Annotated in this window: 19 protein-coding genes; 9 read left to right on the top strand and 10 right to left on the bottom strand. The window is 69.8% G+C overall.

Features of this window, described 5'->3' with window-relative positions; all coding sequences use genetic code 11:
- Positions 1-37: 37 nt before the first annotated feature.
- The 3 genes from KOL93_RS01160 to KOL93_RS01150 all read right to left on the bottom strand — a co-directional run bounded on the left by KOL93_RS01160 (position 38) and on the right by KOL93_RS01150 (position 2,376).
- On the bottom strand, positions 38-442 hold the full coding sequence (locus KOL93_RS01160; RefSeq protein WP_260405827.1) for a DUF1801 domain-containing protein: 405 nt from the start codon (positions 440-442) through the stop codon (positions 38-40).
- Between the two features lie 605 nt (positions 443-1,047).
- Positions 1,048-1,362, bottom strand: coding sequence for a recombinase family protein (locus tag KOL93_RS16415; RefSeq protein ID WP_221583468.1), 315 nt, complete (start codon positions 1,360-1,362; stop codon positions 1,048-1,050).
- 120 nt (positions 1,363-1,482) lie between these two features.
- Positions 1,483-2,376, bottom strand: coding sequence for a helix-turn-helix transcriptional regulator (locus KOL93_RS01150; RefSeq protein WP_221583467.1), 894 nt, complete (start codon positions 2,374-2,376; stop codon positions 1,483-1,485).
- 155 nt (positions 2,377-2,531) lie between these two features.
- On the opposite strand from KOL93_RS01150, the gene KOL93_RS01145 reads away from it, so the two are divergent.
- Together KOL93_RS01145 and KOL93_RS01140 are read left to right on the top strand one after the other, a co-directional pair.
- On the top strand, positions 2,532-3,290 hold the full coding sequence (locus KOL93_RS01145; protein WP_221583466.1) for an SDR family NAD(P)-dependent oxidoreductase: 759 nt from the start codon (positions 2,532-2,534) through the stop codon (positions 3,288-3,290).
- A gap of 32 nt (positions 3,291-3,322) precedes the next feature.
- Positions 3,323-3,595 carry an alcohol dehydrogenase catalytic domain-containing protein gene (locus KOL93_RS01140; protein ID WP_221583465.1) on the top strand — a complete coding sequence of 91 codons (273 nt, stop codon included), beginning with the start codon at positions 3,323-3,325 and terminating at the stop codon, positions 3,593-3,595.
- A gap of 143 nt (positions 3,596-3,738) precedes the next feature.
- On the opposite strand, the gene KOL93_RS01135 is transcribed toward KOL93_RS01140, so the two are convergent.
- The 5 genes from KOL93_RS01135 to KOL93_RS01115 all read right to left on the bottom strand — a co-directional run bounded on the left by KOL93_RS01135 (position 3,739) and on the right by KOL93_RS01115 (position 8,816).
- On the bottom strand, positions 3,739-4,608 hold the full coding sequence (locus KOL93_RS01135; RefSeq protein WP_221583464.1) for an RNA polymerase sigma-70 factor: 870 nt from the start codon (positions 4,606-4,608) through the stop codon (positions 3,739-3,741).
- 10 nt (positions 4,609-4,618) lie between these two features.
- Positions 4,619-5,197 carry a carboxymuconolactone decarboxylase family protein gene (locus KOL93_RS01130; protein ID WP_221583463.1) on the bottom strand — a complete coding sequence of 193 codons (579 nt, stop codon included), beginning with the start codon at positions 5,195-5,197 and terminating at the stop codon, positions 4,619-4,621.
- A 213-nt stretch (positions 5,198-5,410) separates the two neighbouring features.
- Positions 5,411-6,421, bottom strand: coding sequence for an NAD(P)H-dependent flavin oxidoreductase (locus tag KOL93_RS01125; protein WP_308291502.1), 1,011 nt, complete (start codon positions 6,419-6,421; stop codon positions 5,411-5,413).
- A 138-nt stretch (positions 6,422-6,559) separates the two neighbouring features.
- Positions 6,560-7,801, bottom strand: coding sequence for a dual-specificity RNA methyltransferase RlmN (rlmN, locus tag KOL93_RS01120; protein ID WP_221583462.1), 1,242 nt, complete (start codon positions 7,799-7,801; stop codon positions 6,560-6,562).
- A gap of 73 nt (positions 7,802-7,874) precedes the next feature.
- Positions 7,875-8,816, bottom strand: coding sequence for a LacI family DNA-binding transcriptional regulator (locus KOL93_RS01115; RefSeq protein ID WP_221583461.1), 942 nt, complete (start codon positions 8,814-8,816; stop codon positions 7,875-7,877).
- A gap of 161 nt (positions 8,817-8,977) precedes the next feature.
- Between KOL93_RS01115 and KOL93_RS01110 the strand changes: the two genes are divergently transcribed.
- From KOL93_RS01110 to KOL93_RS01090, 5 genes are read left to right on the top strand one after another with little or no spacing between them, the layout of a single operon-like run.
- Entirely contained in the window at positions 8,978-9,802 is an 825-nt protein-coding gene (locus KOL93_RS01110) for an ABC transporter permease (RefSeq protein ID WP_221583460.1), read from the top strand.
- On the top strand, positions 9,799-10,596 hold the full coding sequence (locus tag KOL93_RS01105) for an ABC transporter permease (RefSeq protein ID WP_308291501.1): 798 nt from the start codon (positions 9,799-9,801) through the stop codon (positions 10,594-10,596). The genes KOL93_RS01110 and KOL93_RS01105 overlap by 4 nt, the downstream gene beginning before the upstream one ends.
- Positions 10,593-11,585 (top strand): ABC transporter ATP-binding protein, encoded by a 993-nt coding sequence (locus KOL93_RS01100; protein WP_221583459.1) that lies wholly within the window; start codon positions 10,593-10,595, stop codon positions 11,583-11,585. The genes KOL93_RS01105 and KOL93_RS01100 overlap by 4 nt, the downstream gene beginning before the upstream one ends.
- 32 nt (positions 11,586-11,617) lie before the next feature.
- Positions 11,618-12,688, top strand: coding sequence for an ABC transporter substrate-binding protein (locus KOL93_RS01095; RefSeq protein ID WP_221583458.1), 1,071 nt, complete (start codon positions 11,618-11,620; stop codon positions 12,686-12,688).
- Positions 12,685-13,848, top strand: a complete 1,164-nt coding sequence (locus tag KOL93_RS01090) for an adenosine deaminase family protein (protein WP_308291500.1) — start codon at positions 12,685-12,687, stop codon at positions 13,846-13,848. The genes KOL93_RS01095 and KOL93_RS01090 overlap by 4 nt, the downstream gene beginning before the upstream one ends.
- Positions 13,849-13,914: 66 nt before the next feature.
- Here the strand turns inward: KOL93_RS01090 and KOL93_RS01085 are convergent, their stop codons facing one another.
- Positions 13,915-14,367: a hypothetical protein gene (locus KOL93_RS01085; RefSeq protein ID WP_221583457.1), complete on the bottom strand. Its 453-nt coding sequence runs from the start codon at positions 14,365-14,367 to the stop codon at positions 13,915-13,917.
- 191 nt (positions 14,368-14,558) lie between these two features.
- Between KOL93_RS01085 and KOL93_RS01080 the strand changes: the two genes are divergently transcribed.
- Positions 14,559-15,512, top strand: coding sequence for a TIGR03617 family F420-dependent LLM class oxidoreductase (locus KOL93_RS01080; protein ID WP_221583456.1), 954 nt, complete (start codon positions 14,559-14,561; stop codon positions 15,510-15,512).
- Positions 15,513-15,557: 45 nt separating this feature from the next.
- Here KOL93_RS01080 and KOL93_RS01075 read toward each other — a convergent pair whose 3' ends face one another.
- Positions 15,558-17,159, bottom strand: coding sequence for an SLC13 family permease (locus KOL93_RS01075; protein ID WP_221583455.1), 1,602 nt, complete (start codon positions 17,157-17,159; stop codon positions 15,558-15,560).
- A gap of 205 nt (positions 17,160-17,364) precedes the next feature.
- On the opposite strand from KOL93_RS01075, the gene KOL93_RS01070 reads away from it, so the two are divergent.
- Positions 17,365-18,645, top strand: coding sequence for an Nramp family divalent metal transporter (locus KOL93_RS01070; protein WP_308291499.1), 1,281 nt, complete (start codon positions 17,365-17,367; stop codon positions 18,643-18,645).
- The last annotated feature ends 14 nt before the right edge of the window (positions 18,646-18,659 follow it).

Genomic DNA, 18,659 nt, shown 5'->3' with positions numbered 1-18,659 from the left:
GTGCACCCTCTCGCTTCGTCACGATGATGCACCAGCGTCACGGGGCCTGAGTCCTCCGTGTCTCGGCCAGCGACAGCTCCAGCAGCTCACGCAGTGCTCCACGATCCACCCCGGTGAGCCGGGTGAGGTAGACGCAGGCCCTGCTGGCGCGATGCTTGCCGAGCCGATCGAAGACGTCCGGCCATCGCGTGGAGGCGTCGTTCACGAGGTACAGGGTGTGCTCCCGTGCGCCCGTCGCAAAGGCAAGCTCCGGAGCCCGCCCGGTGCGGCCGCTGTCGTAGCGGTATTCGTACTCGCCGTACCCGATGATGCGCCCCGCCCACACCGTGGGCTGCTGACGGGTGACGTCACCGAACAAGGCGAGAAGCTCATCGGCTTCGGCCCGCCGTCCCCCTGACGCACGGCCCAGAGCTGCCTCGACCGGGAGCTCGGAGGGCGACATTGCGGGAGTCTGCGGTGTGTTCGGGGTCATGGATATCTCGGGCCGTTTCGTGTCGACGGGCGCCTTCCGCAGATGCTTCGGATGCACGCATTGCCCTCGGAACAGGCGGCAACGCGTGGCAGGTCGCGAGGGCGAGGTTCTGATTCAGGGTAATTGGGCTCGGTTTGCCGATCAGCGTTCGCATCCCCGGGTTCGCTTTCTGACGCGGCGGGTCTCGACGCCACGTTCCGCACGTTCCTCTGCCTCAGCCGGTGTGCGCTGCGTGCGGGTGGGCTCTTTGTCCACGTCGTCACTCCGCCAGGCGGCCTGTTCGCGCTGGCTCTGAGTGTGCGTCCGCGTGCCCGCCACGCCTTCGAGATCACGGGGAGCGACACGCGCTACATCTCGATGCCTCAGTGACTGACCTCTCGCGACATCGGTCCCACGAATTGCTCCGGACTCATGCGTCAGTTTGTGAGCGGACAATGCCGCGGTGTCGAGGGCAACTGGGGCCTCTTGCGCGGCGTGCACCGTCGTCGGCCCCGTTCGGATTCAGACGCGTAGCTGCACGATGGTCGCCATCATGCTCAGCATCGCGCGACCTATGGGTGTCGATGGAGCTACGTTCAACGCCGCATCGGCGACTGGCTGCTGACGGCGATGCCCCGTTCGCTCCGATCATGGAGTGTTTGAATCGCCAGCATCTCGGATCCGGCGATGCGGTCGAGCGCGCGGATCACGAGCGTGTCACCAGGGCGCATGTGGTCGAGGCGCCTCAACCACGTGGGTCGATCAGCGATGCGGCTCGAGACCTCGTGGCCGACCAATATGCGCGAACATCCGGCCTCGCGCAGCTCGGAGTCTTGTGCGTCCGGGGTCTGCTCACGTGTCGAGACGCGGCATACCCGATGTTCACTCCCAGGCCGAGAACGGCATGGCATCAGTTTCGGCGCGCTTCAGTTTCGGCAGGGGGTTTCGATCGACTACGAGTCGGCGTGTCGCGCAATCGACGAACAGCGCCGAGGTGCGCGCCGTAGACGACCGTTTACGGCATATGCCACTCAGCGCTCGTCAACGGCCCGTGGAGCGCTGGCCTCCTGTCCTTGCGCAATAGGTGCGGGCTCATTCCAACTCAGAAGGATCTGTAGCTTCTCGGCCGAGGGCGATCCCACGTCGGCGGTGTAGACGGAGAGGAACTGTCCGCCGGAGTCGGGGACATCGAGCGTCTCGTAGTTGAGAGTCATTGTGCCTACGGTCTCGTGGAAGATGCGCTTAGCGCCGTGACCGTGCTTGAACAGCCTGTAGTTGGCCCAGAACCGGGCGAAGTCCTCCGAAGCGACGGACAGCTCGCCGACGAGCCGTTCCAACGCCTCATCTGGACGGCGGGGGTCGCGCGCGGCGCGGAGCGCTGCGACGGTCGGCGCGGCAACTTCTTCCCAGTCTGGGTATTTCGTGCGCGTGGAGGAGTCGAGGAAGAGCCAACGGGCGATATTGCGATCCGAAGGTGACATGGCGGCGAAGTCGGAGAGCAAAATTGCTGCGGCGCGGTTCCACGCCAGAACCTCCATCCGCGGCCCTTGCAGGATCACCGGGATGGGGTCCATCGCTGCGATCAGATCCCGCAGACCGCCTCGCACTCGCGTGGCTGGCGGCGCCTTCTTTCGGGCCCGCGCCGGTTCAGTGCGCACCAGAGCGCGCAGATGATCGCGTTCGAGCGGGGAGAGCTCGAGGACATCTTCGATCGCGGTGAGGATCTGGTCGGAGACGTTACCGATCCGGCCTTGCTCAAGTCGGGCGTAGTAGTCGACACTCACGCCGGCCAAAGCGGCCACCTCTTCCCTACGCAGACCTTTCCTACGGCGGGCGGTCGCGGACTCGGGAAGCCCCGTCGACGCCGGGTCGATCTGGGCGCGACGTGACATCAGGAACTCGCGCAGGTCGTGAGATTCGGTCACACCACCATTCTCCTCCCGGGCACAGCCGGTTCACTGTTCTAGCAGGTACTCGTGGTGCCAGGTCGACCAGTGCGGGCTAGACCGACACGGTCACCGGTCGGGGATGTTCAGCTTGTTAGGCACGCGCTCATCTCGACTACCGAAGGAAACCAACCATGTCTGAGAACCTGAACGGGACCGTCGCGGTCATCACCGGCGCATCCAGCGGCATCGGCCGTGCGACCGCCCGTCGATTGTCCGCCGCTGGCGCCACCGTCGCCCTCATCGCGCGCCGCGAAGACCGCCTCCAGGAGCTCGCCACTGAGGTCCGGGCAGACGGCGGCACCGCGCTGGTCATCGGCGCCGACCTCACCGACGCGGACTCCGCCCACACCGCGATCGAACGGGTCGTGACCGAACTCGGCCGCCTCGACACCCTCGTCAACGCCGCTGGCACCATGCTCAACGGCCCCTCCGACGAGTCCCCCTTGGAGGAGTGGGACCGGATGGTCGACATCAACCTCCGTGGTCTGCTCTACGTCACCAAAGCCGCACTCCCACACCTGCTCGAAGCCGCACAGAGCAGCTCCCGCACAGTGGCCGACGTCGTCAACATCTCGTCTGTGTCGGGCCGGGTCGCCGCGGGCGGCGTCGCCGTCTACACCGCGACGAAGTTCGCCGTAACCTCGGCCACCGAGGCATGGCGTCAGGAGTACACCACCCGTAACCTCCGTTTCTCAGTCATCGAGCCGGGCCGCACCGAGAGCGAGCTGTTCGACCAGAAGGAAGGTGCCGCCGAAGGCTTCACCTCGATGTTTGGTGAGGTCGAGGCGCTGCACGCCGAGGACATCGCTGACGCCGCCGTGTTCATCGTGACGAACCCCCGCCGGGTCGCGGTGAACGAGATCGTCATCCGCCCCACCGACCAGCCCTGATCCTCGCGCTCCGACGTCGGAAAGAAGCGACCATGACTGCCACCCATGCCGCGGTGATGCGCGCGGCAAAGACCATCAGTCTGGAAGACCTCGACGTCGGCGAGATTCGCGAGGACGAGGTGCTGGTCAGGATCGAGTCGGCGGGCATTTGTGCCACTGATATCGAAATCCTCGACGAGGGGTTCGACCAACTCGCCACCCCGCCGGTCGTCCTCGGTCACGAGGGCGCCCACCATCCCCTGTCCGTCGCGGGATCCGCGGCCAGCCGCCGCTCGATCGCCGTGCGCCCATGGACGGCCCGCTAGACGTTTCCCTTCGCGTTGGCGGAGGTCGAGTCGACCCGTCACGTCCGGCGTCGCCTGCGTTTGGACGAGGCGGATTCGCACGGACAGGCTCCTCTGCGAACGCAGATCTCCTACGCAGTGCGCGGCGGATCCGCCCCTTCGGCCTACCGCGCGAGCCGCACCGGATCCGCGAGCGCCGAGAGCTTGTCGGGATTGCGCACGTAGTACGCCGCCTGGATCCGGGGGCCGTCGAACGCGAACGACAGCGCGCCGTCGAGGGCATCGCCGTCCATGACCCGCAGGCCGGGGCCGCCGCCGATGACGGCCGGCTCAAGCCGGATGTCGGGGTACTGCGCGAGAAGCCCCTGGAGGAAGCGCAGCGCGCGGTCGATCCCGACGACCGGGCGCCGCGCGGCGGTGACCCGGCCGCCGCCGTCGGCCAGGAAGACGACGTCGGGCGCGAGCACGTCGACGAGCGCCTGGACGTCGCCCGTCGACGCGGCGACGCGGAAGCGCTCGACGGCAGCGGCCGACTCCTCCGCCGTCACCTCGACGCGGGGGCGCCGCGCCGCGACATGGTTGCGCGCGCGGTGGGCGATCTGCCGCACGGCGTCGGCGCTGCGGTCGACCGCATCGGCGATCTCGTCGTACTCGAACGCGAACACCTCGCGAAGCACGAACACGGCCCGCTCGAGCGGGCCGAGCGTCTCGAGCACGAGCATCATCGCGGTCGACACGCTCTCCGCGAGCACGGCGTCGTCGGCGACATCGCCCGTGGTCAGCATCGGCTCGGGAAGCCACGGGCCGACGTACTCCTCGCGGCGCCGGCTCACGGTGCGCAGGCGATTCAGGGCCTGTCGGGTCACGATCCGCGCGAGGTAGGCGCGCACGTCGCGCACGGATCCCTCGTCCACGTCGTTCCACCGGATCCACGACTCCTGCACGACGTCCTCGGCGTCGGACGCGGATCCGAGGATCTCGTAGGCGATCGTGAACAGCAGCCCGCGATGCACGGTGAACGCGTCGGCACTCATGCGAGCGACGCTACGCGGCGGCGGAGCTCGTGGCGAGGGGGAGCTCGCACACGTCGGAGTAGCCCTGGCTCTCGAGGCCCGCGGCCGCATTGAATCGCGAGCGCATGTTCTCGAGCGCCACGCGCTGCGTCAGCTCGACCATCGCGGGGGCGCCGAGCGCCTCGAGCAGTCGCGCCGACAGCGCGTCGGGCACGGCGGGCGGGGTGTCCGTCATCGCCTCGGCGTACTCCAGCACGTCGCGCTCGAGCGGCGTGAACACGTCGCTTTCACGCCACCGAGGCACCTCGCGCACCTTGGCGAGATCGAGGCCCTCGTTGTGGGCGAGGAAGTAGCCGAAATCGAGGCACCAGCTGCACCCGATGGATCCCGCCGACGCCATCTCGGCGTACGACGCGAGCTGCGGATCGAGCTGGTTCCACTTCGCGGCGCTGCGCTCCAGGCCGAGCGTGCTGTTGAGGACGCGCCGGTTGTGCCACAGGATGTAGGCGTTGTCGGGGACCTTCCCCCACATGCGCGTCACGATGAACCTGAGAAATGCGCCGTACGGCCCCGCGATACGGGCCCGGGGGATGAGGAAGCGACTGGGCATGGCGATCTCCTTCGCGATTTCGGGGCGGTTCTGCCCCTCCTGCCCATACGACACCGCTCGGGCGCCGCGTGTGACAGTGGCGGCGGACCCGTGCAGATCTAGGGCACGTCGACGCCCCCTGGCCCAGGCCACGCAGCGACCCCCACGCCACGGATTGCCGTGCTCATGCGGCGAGACCGGGAGCGACGACGCCCCGATGCGCCCGCGCTCAGCTCATGGGACGAGCGACGCGAGGATCTCCGCGGCGGGCGCCTCTCGGCACGCCCGCCATCCGCGGCCGGCCCAGAGGTGGAGGTGCTCGGCGTCGCCCGCAGCAGAAGCCTCCGCGCGCAGCGGCTTCGTGAGGAAGTGGATCGCGGGATATCCGCTCGGCGCCTCCGCATCGTGCGCGTCGACGAACGCGTTGACGAGGGCGCGCGCGTACCGGCCCGTGAAGGCGCGGGTCAGCGTCGTGTCGTCGAACCGCGGATCCGCGAGCGCCGCGCGGTGGGTCGGCGACGCCCCGCTCTCGGTCGCGCGCAGCAGCGCGGTCCCGACGGACGCGGCCCGCGCCCCCGCCGCGAGCACGTCGGCGACGTCGGACGGCGAGACGATGCCGCCCGCCGCGACGATCGGCAGGGTCACCGCGGCCGCGATCTCCGCGACGAGCTCGGGCAGCGGGCGCTCGGCGGGGAGCGCGTCGGCGGACCAGATGCCGGAGTGCCCACCGGCCGCGACGCCCTGGACGACGACGAGGTCGACCCCCGCGGCCTCGGCCGCACGCGCCTCATCGAGGCCCGTGACCGTCTGCGCCGTCGTCGTCCCCGCTCCGCGCAGAGCCGCGATGTCGGCGGCGTCGGGGAGCCCGAACGTGAAGCTGACGAGGGGAACGGGATCCGCGACGAGGCGCGCGATCTTCGCGGGCCAGTCGTCGTCGTCCTCGCGCGGATCCGCCGGGTCGTCGATGCCGAGCGACCGCGCGTACGCCGCGTGCGCGACGGGCGAGATCGTGTGGGTGTTCGGCACGAAGAGGTTGACGCCGAACAGGTCGACGCCCGCCTCGCGCACACGGCGCACGTCGTCGACCATCGCCTCGGCGGTCTGATAGCCGGCGGCGAGCTGCGCGACGTATCCCGCCCGAGCCGCCGCGATGACGAGCTCGGGCGTCGTCGGCCCGCCGGCCATGGGAGCGGCCCACACGGGGGCGGCGCGGTCGAACGGGGCGGGGAGAGCGCTGGCGGTCACGGACCCACGCTAACGCTCGGGCCGTCCGAGTGCTCCCGTCCCGCACGCACAACGACCACGCCTGCCCGAGTGCGCAACCGCCCCGCGCACGTCGCGAAAGGGCGTGTCCGCACTCGGGAACGCGCCCGCGGCGCAGACCTACGCGCTCGCGCCGGCGCGCTCGTCCTCCTCGGTCACGACGAGCTGCCCGCAGGCGCCGTCGATCTCCTTGCCCCTCGTGTCGCGGATCGTCGTGGGGATCCCGCGATCGTTGAGGATCCGCACGAATTCGAGCTGCGCGGCCTTCGTCGAGGCGTCCCACACGGATCCGGGGGTCGGGTTGAGCGGGATCGGGTTGACGTGCACCCAGCCCCGACCGCGTGCGAGGAGCTTGTCGGCGAGGAGATCGGCCCGCCACGGGTGGTCGTTCATGTCGCGGATGAGCGCGTACTCGATCGAGACGCGGCGCTTGGTCCTGTCGAAGTAGGCGCGGGCCGCGTCGAGGACCTCGTCGACCTTCCAGCGCGAGTTGACGGGGATCATCTCGTCGCGCAGCTCGTCGTCGGGCGCGTGCAGCGACAGCGCGAACGTGACGGGGATGTCCTCGTCGGTGAGCTTGCGGATCGCGGGGGCGAGCCCGACGGTCGAGATCGTGATGCCGCGGGCGCTCATGCCGAGCCCCTGCTTCTTGTCGACCATCGTGCGCACGGCCTGCATGACGCGCTTGTAGTTGGCGAGCGGCTCGCCCATTCCCATGAAGACGATGTTGCTGACGCGCTCGGCGCTGTTGTCGTCGGCCTTCTTGCCGCCGAGCTCGCCGAGCGCGATGAGTTCGTTGGCGCGCACGACCTGGTCGACGATCTCGGCCGCGGACATGTTGCGCGTCAGGCCGTTCTGCCCCGTCGCGCAGAAGGGGCAGTTCATGCCGCAGCCGGCCTGCGAGCTCACGCACAGCGTGATCCGGCCGGGGTAGCGCATGAGCACCGACTCGACGAGCGCGCCATCGTGCAGCTTCCACAGGAACTTGATCGTGTCGCCGCCGTCGGTCTGCAGGCGACGCACCTCCGTGAGCAGGTTCGGCAGCATGCCGGCGACCAGCTCTGCGCGCCCCTCCTTCGGCAGATCCGTCATCTTCTCGGGATCGCGCGTGTAGTGGTCGAAGTAGTGCTTCGCGAGCTGCTTCGCGCGGAACCCGGGCAGCCCGACCTCCTTCGCCTTCGCGACGCGCTCCTCGGGCGTGAGGTCAGCGAGGTGCACGGGCGGCTGGCCGCGCTTCGGGCTCGCGAACTGCAGCAGCGGACGCCCCTCGGCGTCCTTGCGCTGGGTCCACCCCTCCGCCTTCGGCTTGACCTGGCGCACGGGGCCGGCCGTCGACTGGGGGCGCGAGGGGGTGTCCGTCATGCTCACCAGGGTAGGGCGACGAGGTGCGAATCCGCTGGCCGACGGGCGAAACCCGCCGCCGCCCCGCCGCGCCTCAGGCGAAGGCGACGCGCACCGCGAGCGTGCGGTGCGCGACCGGGAGGTCGGGATCCGCGATGCGGGCGAGCAGGCGGGCGACCGCTTCCCGCCCCAGCTCTTCGCCGTCGACGTCGATGGCGGGCGCCGAGGACCCGAGCGCCGCGACGACGTCGCTCTCGCTCGTGACGACGGGAAGGTCGTCGCCGGCCGCCATCATGGCGTACTGCACCCCGAGCCCGATGTCGGTCGCGTACGGGATGACGGCGTCGGGGCGGCAGGCACGCACCGCGTCGGCCGCGCGGACGCCGGCGGCGAACGTCGACTCGTAGGGCGAGACGACCTCGAGATGCGCGCCCGTGCGCTCCGCCGCCGCACGCACGCGCTTCTCGCGCAGGCGGTCCTGCCAGGATCCTGCGGGACCGCCGACGTAGACGAGGCGACGATGGCCGGCCTCGATGAGGCGAGCGGTCATGACCCCGAAGGCCTCCGGGGTCTCGACGCGCACGCTGTCGAGCGAGGCGATCTCGCGGTCGACGAGCACGGTCGGACGCGTGCCGGTCGCGGCCTCGACGAGATCGTCGGAGCCACGCGGCGCGACGACGATCATGCCGTCGACCTGCTTCGCGAGCCGCGCGAAGGGCGCGAGCTCGTCGCCGTGCTCGAGCGGATGCACGACGACGGTGAGCTGCATGGCGGCCGCGTCGGCGCGCGCCTGCGCGCCCGCGATGACGGGCGTGAAGAAGGAGTTCGCGAGCGTGGGAACGGTGAGCGCGATGACGCCCGTGCGGCCGCCGGCGAGCTGGCGGGCGGCGCGGTTCGCCACGAAGCCGAGCTTGACCGCCGCCTCGTTCACGCGGCGTGCGGTCGCGGCCGTCACGACGTCGGGGCGCGAGAAGACGCGCGACGCCGTCGCCTTCGAGACGCCGGCGAGCGCCGCGACATCGGCGAGCGTTGCCATCGCCATTCCTCTCGATCTGGTGCGGCCTGCGGTCGTTCTGAAACCGGATCCAAGATCCTCGTCACGCAATTTTTACATGAAGAATTCGCACTTTCGGGCCGGACACGTTTACCGTAGATGCAACCGGTTACATTCTGACCCTCTTCCCCGGAGAACCCTGCATGCGGTCACGCCTCTCCCCCGTGCTCCTGCTGCTGCCTGGACTCGCGTTCCTTCTGATCGGCTTCCTCGTGCCGTCGCTCGCGATGCTCTTCGCGCCGCCCGGCACCGACACCTCCGACATCTTCGTGCGCTTCGGCGAAATGCTCACGGATCCCTACGACCTCGCGATCATCGGGCGCACCGTGCTGTACGGCGTCGTCGTCACGGTCATCTGCGTCGCACTCGGATTCCCGATCTCGTACATGCTCGCCCGCACGGGATCCCGCTGGGCGGGGATCCTCCTCGCCCTCGCGATCTTCCCCCTGCTCCTGAGCAACGTCGTGCGCACCTTCGGGTGGCTCGTCGTGCTCGGATCGAACGGCGCCCTCGGTCAGCTGCTCGTGTGGCTCGGCGTCGTCGACGAGGCCCCGCAGCTGCTGTACACGCCCCTCGCGATCATCCTCGGCCTCACGCAGCTGTTCCTGCCGCTCGCCATCGTCACCTGCTATTCGGCGGTCTCGCAGGTCGATGGGGGCCTCGACGATGCCGCACGCGGGCTCGGCGCCGGCCGCACGCGCACGTTCTGGGACATCGTCTTCCCCCTGTCGCTCCCGGGCATCGTCGTCGCGTCGACCCTGGTGTTCGCGGGATCCGTCACGGCGTACACGACGCCCTACCTCCTGGGCGGATCCACGAACCGCATGCTCTCGACGCAGCTCTACTCGTACTCGACCGCGACGCTCGACTGGGCCAGCGCAAGCGCGACCGCGCTCATCATGACGATCCTCGTCTTCGCGGTGTCCGGCATCTCCGCGGCCGTCGGGCGGAAGGGGGCGACCGAGTGAAGAACCGACACCCCGTGGCCGCGACCCTCGCCGTCGCGGGCTACATCATCATGATCGTCCCGATCCTGTTCGTCGTCGCGACGGCGTTCACGACGGGCGACACCCTCAAGTTCCCGCCGGAGGGCTTCTCGCTGCGGTGGTTCGGCGAAGCGCTCACCTACTCGCCCTTCCTGAGCGCGCTCGCGACGAGCGCCGAGATCGCGCTGCTCGCGACGGCGCTCGCGCTGCTCGTCGGCGTGCCGGTGACGCTCGCGATCCACCGGGGGAAGCTGCCCGGCAAGGGCGTCGTCGAGGCGCTGTTCCTGTCGCCGCTCATCGTCCCCGAGCTCGTCGTCGGCCTCGCCCTGTTCCAGCAGCTGATCGTCGCCCTGCGCATCGACAACTGGCCCGTGCTGCTCATCGGGCACACGGCGCTCCTGCTGCCCTACGCGGTGCGGGTGACGGGCGCGGCCCTCGCGAACTCGGACTCCGCCCTCGAGGAGGCCGCGCGCGGGCTCGGCGCCTCGCCGATGCGCACGTTCTGGACCATCACGCTGCCGCTGCTGCGGCCCGGCATCTTCTCGGCCGCGCTGCTCAGCTTCATCACGTCGTTCAACAACGTGCCCCTGTCGCTGCTGCTGCAGAGCCGCGACACCCAGACCCTGCCGATCACGATGCTCGACTACGTGCAGCAGAGCTACGACCCCATGGTCGCGGCGACATCGGCCCTCATCCTCGCCGTCACCGTCGTGATCGCCATCATCGCCGAGCGCACCGTCGGGTTCGCCAAGATCTTCGGAGGAATCAGCCGATGACCGCCGCAGCACAGTTCCAGCAGGTCAGTCAGGTGTTCGGCGACTTCACCGCCGTCGACGCCATCGACCTGTCCATTCCGCAGGGCAAGCTCACGACCCTGCTCGGTCCGAGCGGATGCGGCAAGACGACGTCGCTGCGCATGCTGGCGGGATACACCCGCCCCACGTCGGGTCGCGTGTTCATCGACGGCGTCGACAGCACGCGCACACCGCCTGAGAAGCGCGGACTCGGCATGGTGTTCCAGTCGTACGCGCTGTTCCCGCACATGACGGTCGCCGACAACGTCGGCTACGGCCTCAAGCTGCGCGGAGTGGCGGGACGGGAGCGACGCGCGCGCGTCGCCGAGTGCCTCGAGCTCGTCGGCCTCGGTCACCTCGGCGCCCGCAAGCCACGCGCCCTCTCCGGCGGACAGCAGCAGCGCGTCGCGCTCGCCCGCGCGATCGCGATCCAGCCGAAGCTCCTGCTCCTCGACGAGCCGCTCAGCAACCTCGACGCGCGGCTCCGCGTGCAGATGCGCGCGGAGATCCGTCGGATCCAGCACGAGACCGGGCTGACCGTCGTCCTCGTCACGCACGACCAGGACGAGGCGCTCGAGATGAGCGACGAGATGGTGCTCATGCGCCAGGGACAGATCATGCAGCAGGGGTCGCCCACCGAGGTCTTCGGGTCCCCGCGCAACCGCTTCGTCGCCGACTTCATGGGCTACGAGAACTTCCTCCACACGCCCGACGGCCTCGTCGCCGTGCGTCCCGAGCACGTGGACGTCGCGCCCGGATCCGCCCCGCACGACGGCCTCGCGCTGAGCGGCGTCGTCACGGACGTCGCCTACCGCGGCGTCGACCTGCTCGTCAGCGTCGTCACGCGCGATGAGAAGGGCGAGACGCGCGTCCTCTCGAACGTGCGCGCCGACGGTGCTCCGCACGTCTCGGCGGGCGACACCGTCACGGTCTCCGCTCCCGCCTCACGTCTCGTCGCACTCGACGAATGACCCTCCCCGCACGCCCACGAAAGGACTGCTCCATGCAGCGCACCCGCCGGCGCGTTCTCGCGCTCACCTCCTCCGCCGCTGTCGGCGCCCTCGCCCTGACCGGCTGCACGGCCGGTGGCGGCGACGCCGACCCGGACGCCCTCGTCGTCAGCACCTTCCCGTTCGGCGTCGAGCAGATGCAGGAGGCGGTCATCGATCCGTTCACCGAGGCGACCGGCATCGAGGTCGAGATCGCGACCGGCTCGAACGCCGACCGCGTCTCGCAGCTCGAGCTCACGGGCGGCGAGGATCCGGGCGTCGACGTCATGCTCATCAGCGACTACTACGCGGCGCTCGCGCAGGAGAAGGAGCTGTTCCAGCCGGTGGACCCCGACCAGGTCCCCGCGCTCGCGGAGATCGCCGACTTCGCCAAGGAAGAGGCCTACGCCGGCCCCGCCTACAGCTACCAGCTCAACGGCACGCTGTACCGCACCGACGAGCTCTCCGCCGAGGAGGCGGCGAGCTGGGATCTGTGGGCGAACGAGGACCTCGCGGGCGACCTCGCGCTCCCCGACATCTCGATCACCGCGGGCCAGCTGACGATCAGCGGCGTCGCGGACACCTTCGGATCCGGCCCGTACGACGTCGACACGGCGTTCTCGACGATGGGCGAGTGGGCGCCGAACATGCTGCAGTTCTACAGCTCGTCGACCGAGGTCACGAACCTCCTCGTCCAGGGCGAGATCGTGGCGGCCGACACCATCAGCGCCTTCGCGACCGACCTGATCGCCGCCGGCGAGCCCGTCGCGTGGACGCCCCCGGAGTCCGGCGCGTTCATGGCGACGAACCGCGCGATGATCCCCGCCGGCGCCGCGCACGTCGACGAGGCGCACCAGTTCATCGACTACCTGCTGAGCGTCGAGGCGCAGTCGGCCTCCGCCGAGCTCGTCGGCGACCTGCCCGTCAATCCCGAGGCCGAGATCCCCGCCGCCATCACGGACGCGGTCGGCGACATCGCCGCGGATCCCGTGGCCGCCGGCTACGCGACGCTCGACCCGGCCGAGCTCGTCCCCACGCGGAATGAGTGGGTCGAGCGCTTCGCCCGCGAGGTGACGGCTCAGTGACGGGCGCCGAGGCGACCCTGCAGAGCCCGATCGCGCGCCCCGAGGGCCCCGCGGCCGACCCCGTCCCCGATGCGTGGCTCGCCGCGCTCCCGAAGGTCGACCTGCACTGCCACCTCATCGGCACCGTTCGGGCCTCGACGTTCGCCGAGCTCGCCCGCCGCGAGAAGCTCGACCTGCCGGACGAGCCGGAGGCGATCTGGCGCGACATCAACTCGCTCCCGCCCGACCCTGGGCTCTACGCGGACACGGCGATCCCCGTCCCCCAGGGCCGCGCACCCGGCGAGCCGGACGTGTCGTACTCGCTCTTCCAGGCCTCGAAGTGGGTCGTCGAGTCGCTGCGCTCGGCCGACGACCTCACCCGCATCGTCTATGAGGCGTTCGAGGGCGCGCACGCGAGCGGCACCCGCCACCTCGAGCTGTTCTTCGACGACGTCCCCGCGCACCTGTCGCACCTCGGCCTCGCCGGCGCGATGGAGGCGTACGCCGAGGGGATCCGGCAGGCCGAGCGCGACTTCGGCATGACGGGTCGCATGATCAAGGGCATCGACCGCTCGCTCTCGGGCGAGCACGCGCTCGAGCAGGTGCGCCAGGTGGTCGACACGCCCCATGAGTACCTCGCGGGGATCGGGCTCGACAACCTCGAGACCGCGGGGCCGCCCGAGCGCTTCGTCGACGCCTACCGGCTCGCGGGCGAGGCGGGGCTCGGTCGCACGGCGCACTCGTCGGAGCACGTGCCGAGCGCGCAGAACACGATCACCTGCCTGGACGAGCTCGGCTGCGACCGCATCGACCACGGCTACTACGTGCTCGAGGATCCCCGCGTCGTCGACGAGGTGCGCGAGCGCGGCGTCGTCTTCACGGTCGGATCCACGACCTCGCGCCGCTCATGGCGCCCGTGGCGCCGCGCGTCGATCCGCGCGATGCTCGCGCAGGGCCTGGCGCTCACGCCCTGCTCGGACGACCCGGGGATGTTCCCGACGTCGCTCGCGAACGAGTACGCCATCATGCGCGACCAGAACGGCTCCTCGCACGCGGAGCTCACGGCGATGGCGCTGCGCGGCGTCGACGCTTCGTGGCTCCCCGCCTCGGAGCGCGCCGCGCTCCGCTCTTCGTTCGAGGCCGAGATCGCCCGCCTCGACGCGGAGCACAGCCTGGCGTAGCGCGCCCCTACACGACAGCGGCGGCCGGGAGGGATCTCGGCCGCCGCTGTCGTGTGCGCGGTGTCGTCAGCTCGCGCTGAAGCCGCAGAGCTCCTGCACGTCGGCGCCGGCCTTCTCGAGGTCGGTGGCCTTCGTCTGCACGTCGGCGGACATCTCCTGGAGCTTCTGGAGGGACTCGGGGTCCTCCATGTCGACGTTCTCGAACTCCTCGAAGAACGGGAGGAGCTCGTCGAAGCTCGTGACGAAGGTGCCGTAGACCTCCTTGACCTCCTCGTTGGTGACGTCGTCGCCCGCGGCGGCGAGCGCCTCGCTCATCTGCGGCATCGGGTTCTCGCCCTCGCCGGACATCATGTCGGTGAGCGCCGACTGCAGCTCCTCGCCGGCCGACGTGAGCTCGCCCTCGATCGTGCCGCAGGCCTCTTCGACACTCTGACCGCCCGAGCAGGCCGCAAGGCCCGCCGGGATCAGGGCGATGACGGCGAGAGCGGCAGAGACGCGGGCGATGCGCTGGGTGGTCATAGGATCCTCCGAGATCGCGGAGGAGTCAGAGTTGTCCGGTGCGGCGAGCTCCCCCTCTCACCGGGGTCCAACTTATCCGCCGCTGTGCGCGCGTCCGAATCCACACCATGGGCAGTTCTGCCCGTCAGGGTCGTTGTGACCGCTCGACAACGTCCGCGCGCGCCGGGCGCCGGTTCGTCACACTGTTCCTCATGCAGATCGACCTCGGAATCCGCGACGCCGCCCCGTCCGCCGTTCTCGCCACCGCCGCCCGCGCCGAGCGCGAGGGCTTCGATGGGATCCAGGTGCCGGAGCTCGCCCACGATCCGCTGATGGCGTGCGCCCTGGCGGGATCCGCGACGGAGCGGATCCACACGGCCACGTCCATCGCGGTCGCCTTCGCCCGCAACCCCATGACCGTCGCCCAGTCGGCCAACGACGTGCAGCTCGCCTCCGAGGGGCGGTTCTCGCTCGGCCTCGGGTCGCAGGTGCAGCCGCACATCGAGAAGCGGTTCTCGATGCCGTGGTCCGCTCCCGCGCCGCGCATGCGCGAGTTCATCGCCGCCGTGCGCGCCATCTGGCACTCGTGGGAGACGGGCGAGCGGCTCAACGTGCGCGGCGAGCACTACCGGCACACGCTCATGACGCCGATGTTCAGCCCCGGGCCGAACCCGCACGGCGCGCCCGACATCTGGCTCGCGGCCGTCGGCCCCGCAATGACGAAGCTCGCGGGCGAGGCCGCCGACGGCTTCATCGCGCACGCCTTCACGACGCCCGACTACCTCACCGAGGTGAGCCTCCCCGCACTCGCCGAGGGGCGGGCGCGCACCGACCGCGCCGCGACCGACGTCATCCTCACGCCGTTCGTCGTCACGGGCCGAAGCGCGCAGGAGCGCGCGGAGATGGAGAAGGCCGTGCGCTCGCAGATCGCGTTCTACGGATCCACTCCGTCGTACCGCCCCGTCCTCGCGCTGCACGGCTGGGAGGACGCGGCCGATGCGCTGCACGCCGCCAGCCGGCGCGGCGAGTGGGACACGATGGGGTCGATCATCACCGACGACATGATGAACGCCTTCGCGACGTTCTGCGAGCCGGCCGACCTGCGCGCGGCGCTCGAGGATCGCTTCGCCCACGTCGGCACACGCGCCTGCGTCACGCTCGGCTGACGGCGGCCGGTCGCGGGCGACGAGCCCGCGACCGGCGCCGGAGGATCAGTACGCGATGCCGAACACCCAGACGGCCGTCGTCATCGAGACGAGCGTGATGAGGATGATGCCGATCGCGTTGAGCAGCACGCCGCCGCGCACCATCTGCCCGATCGTGACGTAGCCGGTGCCGTAGACGACGGCGTTCGGCGGCGTCGCGACGGGCAGCATGAACGCGCACGTCGCGGCGAGCGCCACGGGGATCGCGAGCAGCATCGGATCCAGCCCGATCCCGAGCGCGACGCCACCGACGAGCGGGATGAAGGTCGCCGCCGTCGCCGTGTTCGACGTGATCTCGGTGAGGAAGATCGTCCCCGCCGCGAGCACCAGGACGATGGTGACGACCGGAAGCCCGCCCAGCCCCGCGGAGACCTCGCCGATCCACGCCGTGAGACCGGATCCCGAGAACTGGCCGGCGAGCGCGAGCCCGCCGCCGAACAGGAGCAGGACGCCCCACGGCAGCTTGACCGCCGACTCCCAGTCCAGCAGGCGCACGCCGCGCTGGGCGCCCGCGGGGATCAGGAAGAGCAGCAGACCCGCGACCAGCGCGATGCCGGCGTCCGAGATCGGGGCGGGGTCGAATGCCGTCGGGATGATGATCCAGCTCGCCGCCGCGAGCACGAAGATCGTGAGCACGAGCTTCTCGCCCGTCGACACCGGCCCGAGCTTCGCGATCTCCTCGCGGATCAGCGAGCGGCCGCCGGGGATCCGCGGCACCTCGGGACGGAACAGCACCTTCACGAGCAGCAGCCACGTGAGCACCATCATGACGATCGACAGCGGCACGCCGACCAGCATCCACTCGCCGAAGCCCAGCTGGATGCCGTGCTCCTGTTCGAGGTAGCCCGCGAGGAAGGCGTTCGGCGGCGTACCGATGATCGTGCCGAGGGATCCGATCGACGCCGAGTAGGCGATGCCGAGCATGAGCGCGGCGCCGAACCGCGTCTGCAGCGCACCGGCGACGCCCGAGCCCTTCGCGATGACGCCGTTCTGCTCCATCGCCTCCGTGACGAGGAGGAGCACCGAGAGGCCGATCGGCAGCATGAGGACGGCCGTCGCAGTGTTCGAGATCCACATCGAGAGGAAGCCGGTCGCGATCATGAAGCCGCCGATGAGGGCTCCCGTGCGCTCGCCCATCATGAGGAGCACGAGCAGGGCGATGCGGCGATGGAGGTTCCAGCGCTGCATCGCTAGGGCGATGAGGAAGCCGCCCATGAACAGGAAGATCGTGTCGGCGCCGTAGCTCGCGCCGACCGACGACACCGTGACGGGTGCCTCCTCGGTGCCCTGCGCGAAGATCGGGAACGCGACAAGCGGCACGAGCGCCGTCGCCGGGATCGGCAGCGCCTCGGTCATCCACCACACGGCCATGAGCCCCGCGATGGCCGCGGTCAGGCGCGCGTCGTGGGGGACGTCGGCGGGCATGATCACCCAGAGCAGGATCGCGAGGACGAGGCCGCCCGCGAGTCCGCCCCAGCGGATCCCGTTCGTTCGCGGAGAGACGCCGGGTGCGCGCTCTCCCTTCGATTTCGCCTGCACTTCGGTATTGGTCGTGGGGAGTGGGGCGTTGAGCGAGGCGTGTTCGCCTGCGCGTCGGTCATCGGACATCACACGCTCCTTTGCATGCACAGTGTGCGCACACCCTATGGCCGTCCGCGACGGGTGCGCGATGGCGGCGCGCGATCTCGCGATAAAGTCGACGCCGGTCGAAAACACGTCGTCACGCGCACGAGTAGAGTTCTCGGCTGTCCCTTCCCGCCGCGCGCCTCGCTCGAGGCGGGCGCTCCCCCACTCTCACAACGAGGAGGTTGTCGTGGCCGCACCGTCTGACGTCGCCCCCAAATGGAAGCTCATCGGCCCGGGGCTCGTCGTCGCCGCGACGGGTGTCGGATCCGCCGACATGGTCGCGACGCTCGTCGCCGGATCCACCTACGGATACATGCTGCTCTGGGCCATCGTGCTCGGCGTGATCCTCAAGATCATCCTCGTCGAGGGCGCCGGACGCTACACGGTGGTGACCGGCAAGACGATCTTCGAGGGCTGGCGCTCCCTCGGGAAGTGGCCCGTCTACTACTTCGCGCCGTACATCGTCATCTGGGGCTTCATCTACGCCGCGAGCGCGATGAGCTCGACAGCCATGCCCATCGCAGCGCTGTTCGACGGCGTGCCGATCCTCAGCGAGATCTGGCCGTGGGCGATCCTCACGGGCCTCCTCGCGTTCGTGCTCGTGTGGTTCAACCGCTACTCGGTGTTCGAGAAGATCACCGCCGCGCTCGTCGGCCTCATGTTCCTCACGATCGTCGCCCTCGCGGTGATCGCGGCGCCGAACTTCCTCGACACGATCACCGGACTCGTGCCGATCATCCCCGAGGGCGGTCTGTTCACGACGCTCGCACTCGCGGGCGGCGTCGGCGGCACGATCACGCTCGCGGCCTACGGCTACTGGCTGCGCGAGAAGGGCTGGGACAAGCCCCGGTTCCTCAAGGTGATGCGCATCGACAACATGACGGCGTACATCGTGACGGGCATCTTCGTCATCTCGATGCTCATCGTCGGCGCCGAGGTCGTGCGCGCCGCGGGCGTCGCCCTGTCGAGCGGAGACGCAGGTCTCCTCGACCTCGACTCCGTGCTGCGCGACCGCTACGGCGACTTCATCGGCGTCTGGTTCCTCATCGGCTTCTGGGCCGCCGGCCTCTCGTCGGTCCTCGGCGTCTGGCACGGCGTCTCGCTCATGTTCGCCGACTTCATGGGCAACGTGACGGGCAAGGGATCCGACCACCCCGACTCCCGCAACGGCGGCAAGTGGTTCAAGGTGTACCTGATCTGGCTCACCTTCCCGCCGATGCTCTTCCTCATGCTCGGCAAGCCGATCCTGCTCGTGCTGCTCTACGGGTTCCTCGGATCGCTGTTCATGCCGTTCCTCGCCATCACCCTCATCCCGCTGCTCAACACGAGCCGCGTGCCGAAGGAGCACCGCAACCGCTGGTACACGAACATGGCGCTGGGATTCACGGCGCTCATCTTCATCGTGCTCGGCGTCTACCAGGGCTGGAACACCCTCGCCGAGCCGCTCGGCTGGCCGATGCTCGGCTGACAGATGCGCCGGAA

It is taken from the genome of Microbacterium salitolerans (assembly GCF_019720895.1).
Taxonomy (GTDB): domain Bacteria; phylum Actinomycetota; class Actinomycetes; order Actinomycetales; family Microbacteriaceae; genus Microbacterium.
Note: the sequence above shows the minus strand (reverse complement) of the source record. Positions and strands in the feature narration are given on the sequence as shown.

Coding starts and splice junctions, on each gene's coding strand:
- KOL93_RS01160 (WP_260405827.1), bottom strand. CDS start 442: ATGTCGCCCTCCGAGCTCCCGGTCGAGGCAGCTCTGGGCCGTGCGTCA.
- rlmN (WP_221583462.1), bottom strand. CDS start 7,801: ATGACGGACACCCCCTCGCGCCCCCAGTCGACGGCCGGCCCCGTGCGC.
- KOL93_RS01145 (WP_221583466.1), top strand. CDS start 2,532: ATGTCTGAGAACCTGAACGGGACCGTCGCGGTCATCACCGGCGCATCC.
- KOL93_RS01135 (WP_221583464.1), bottom strand. CDS start 4,608: ATGAGTGCCGACGCGTTCACCGTGCATCGCGGGCTGCTGTTCACGATC.
- KOL93_RS01075 (WP_221583455.1), bottom strand. CDS start 17,159: ATGTCCGATGACCGACGCGCAGGCGAACACGCCTCGCTCAACGCCCCA.
- KOL93_RS01110 (WP_221583460.1), top strand. CDS start 8,978: ATGCGGTCACGCCTCTCCCCCGTGCTCCTGCTGCTGCCTGGACTCGCG.
- KOL93_RS16415 (WP_221583468.1), bottom strand. CDS start 1,362: ATGCCATGCCGTTCTCGGCCTGGGAGTGAACATCGGGTATGCCGCGTC.
- KOL93_RS01130 (WP_221583463.1), bottom strand. CDS start 5,197: ATGCCCAGTCGCTTCCTCATCCCCCGGGCCCGTATCGCGGGGCCGTAC.
- KOL93_RS01140 (WP_221583465.1), top strand. CDS start 3,323: ATGACTGCCACCCATGCCGCGGTGATGCGCGCGGCAAAGACCATCAGT.
- KOL93_RS01080 (WP_221583456.1), top strand. CDS start 14,559: ATGCAGATCGACCTCGGAATCCGCGACGCCGCCCCGTCCGCCGTTCTC.
- KOL93_RS01095 (WP_221583458.1), top strand. CDS start 11,618: ATGCAGCGCACCCGCCGGCGCGTTCTCGCGCTCACCTCCTCCGCCGCT.
- KOL93_RS01115 (WP_221583461.1), bottom strand. CDS start 8,816: ATGGCAACGCTCGCCGATGTCGCGGCGCTCGCCGGCGTCTCGAAGGCG.
- KOL93_RS01085 (WP_221583457.1), bottom strand. CDS start 14,367: ATGACCACCCAGCGCATCGCCCGCGTCTCTGCCGCTCTCGCCGTCATC.
- KOL93_RS01100 (WP_221583459.1), top strand. CDS start 10,593: ATGACCGCCGCAGCACAGTTCCAGCAGGTCAGTCAGGTGTTCGGCGAC.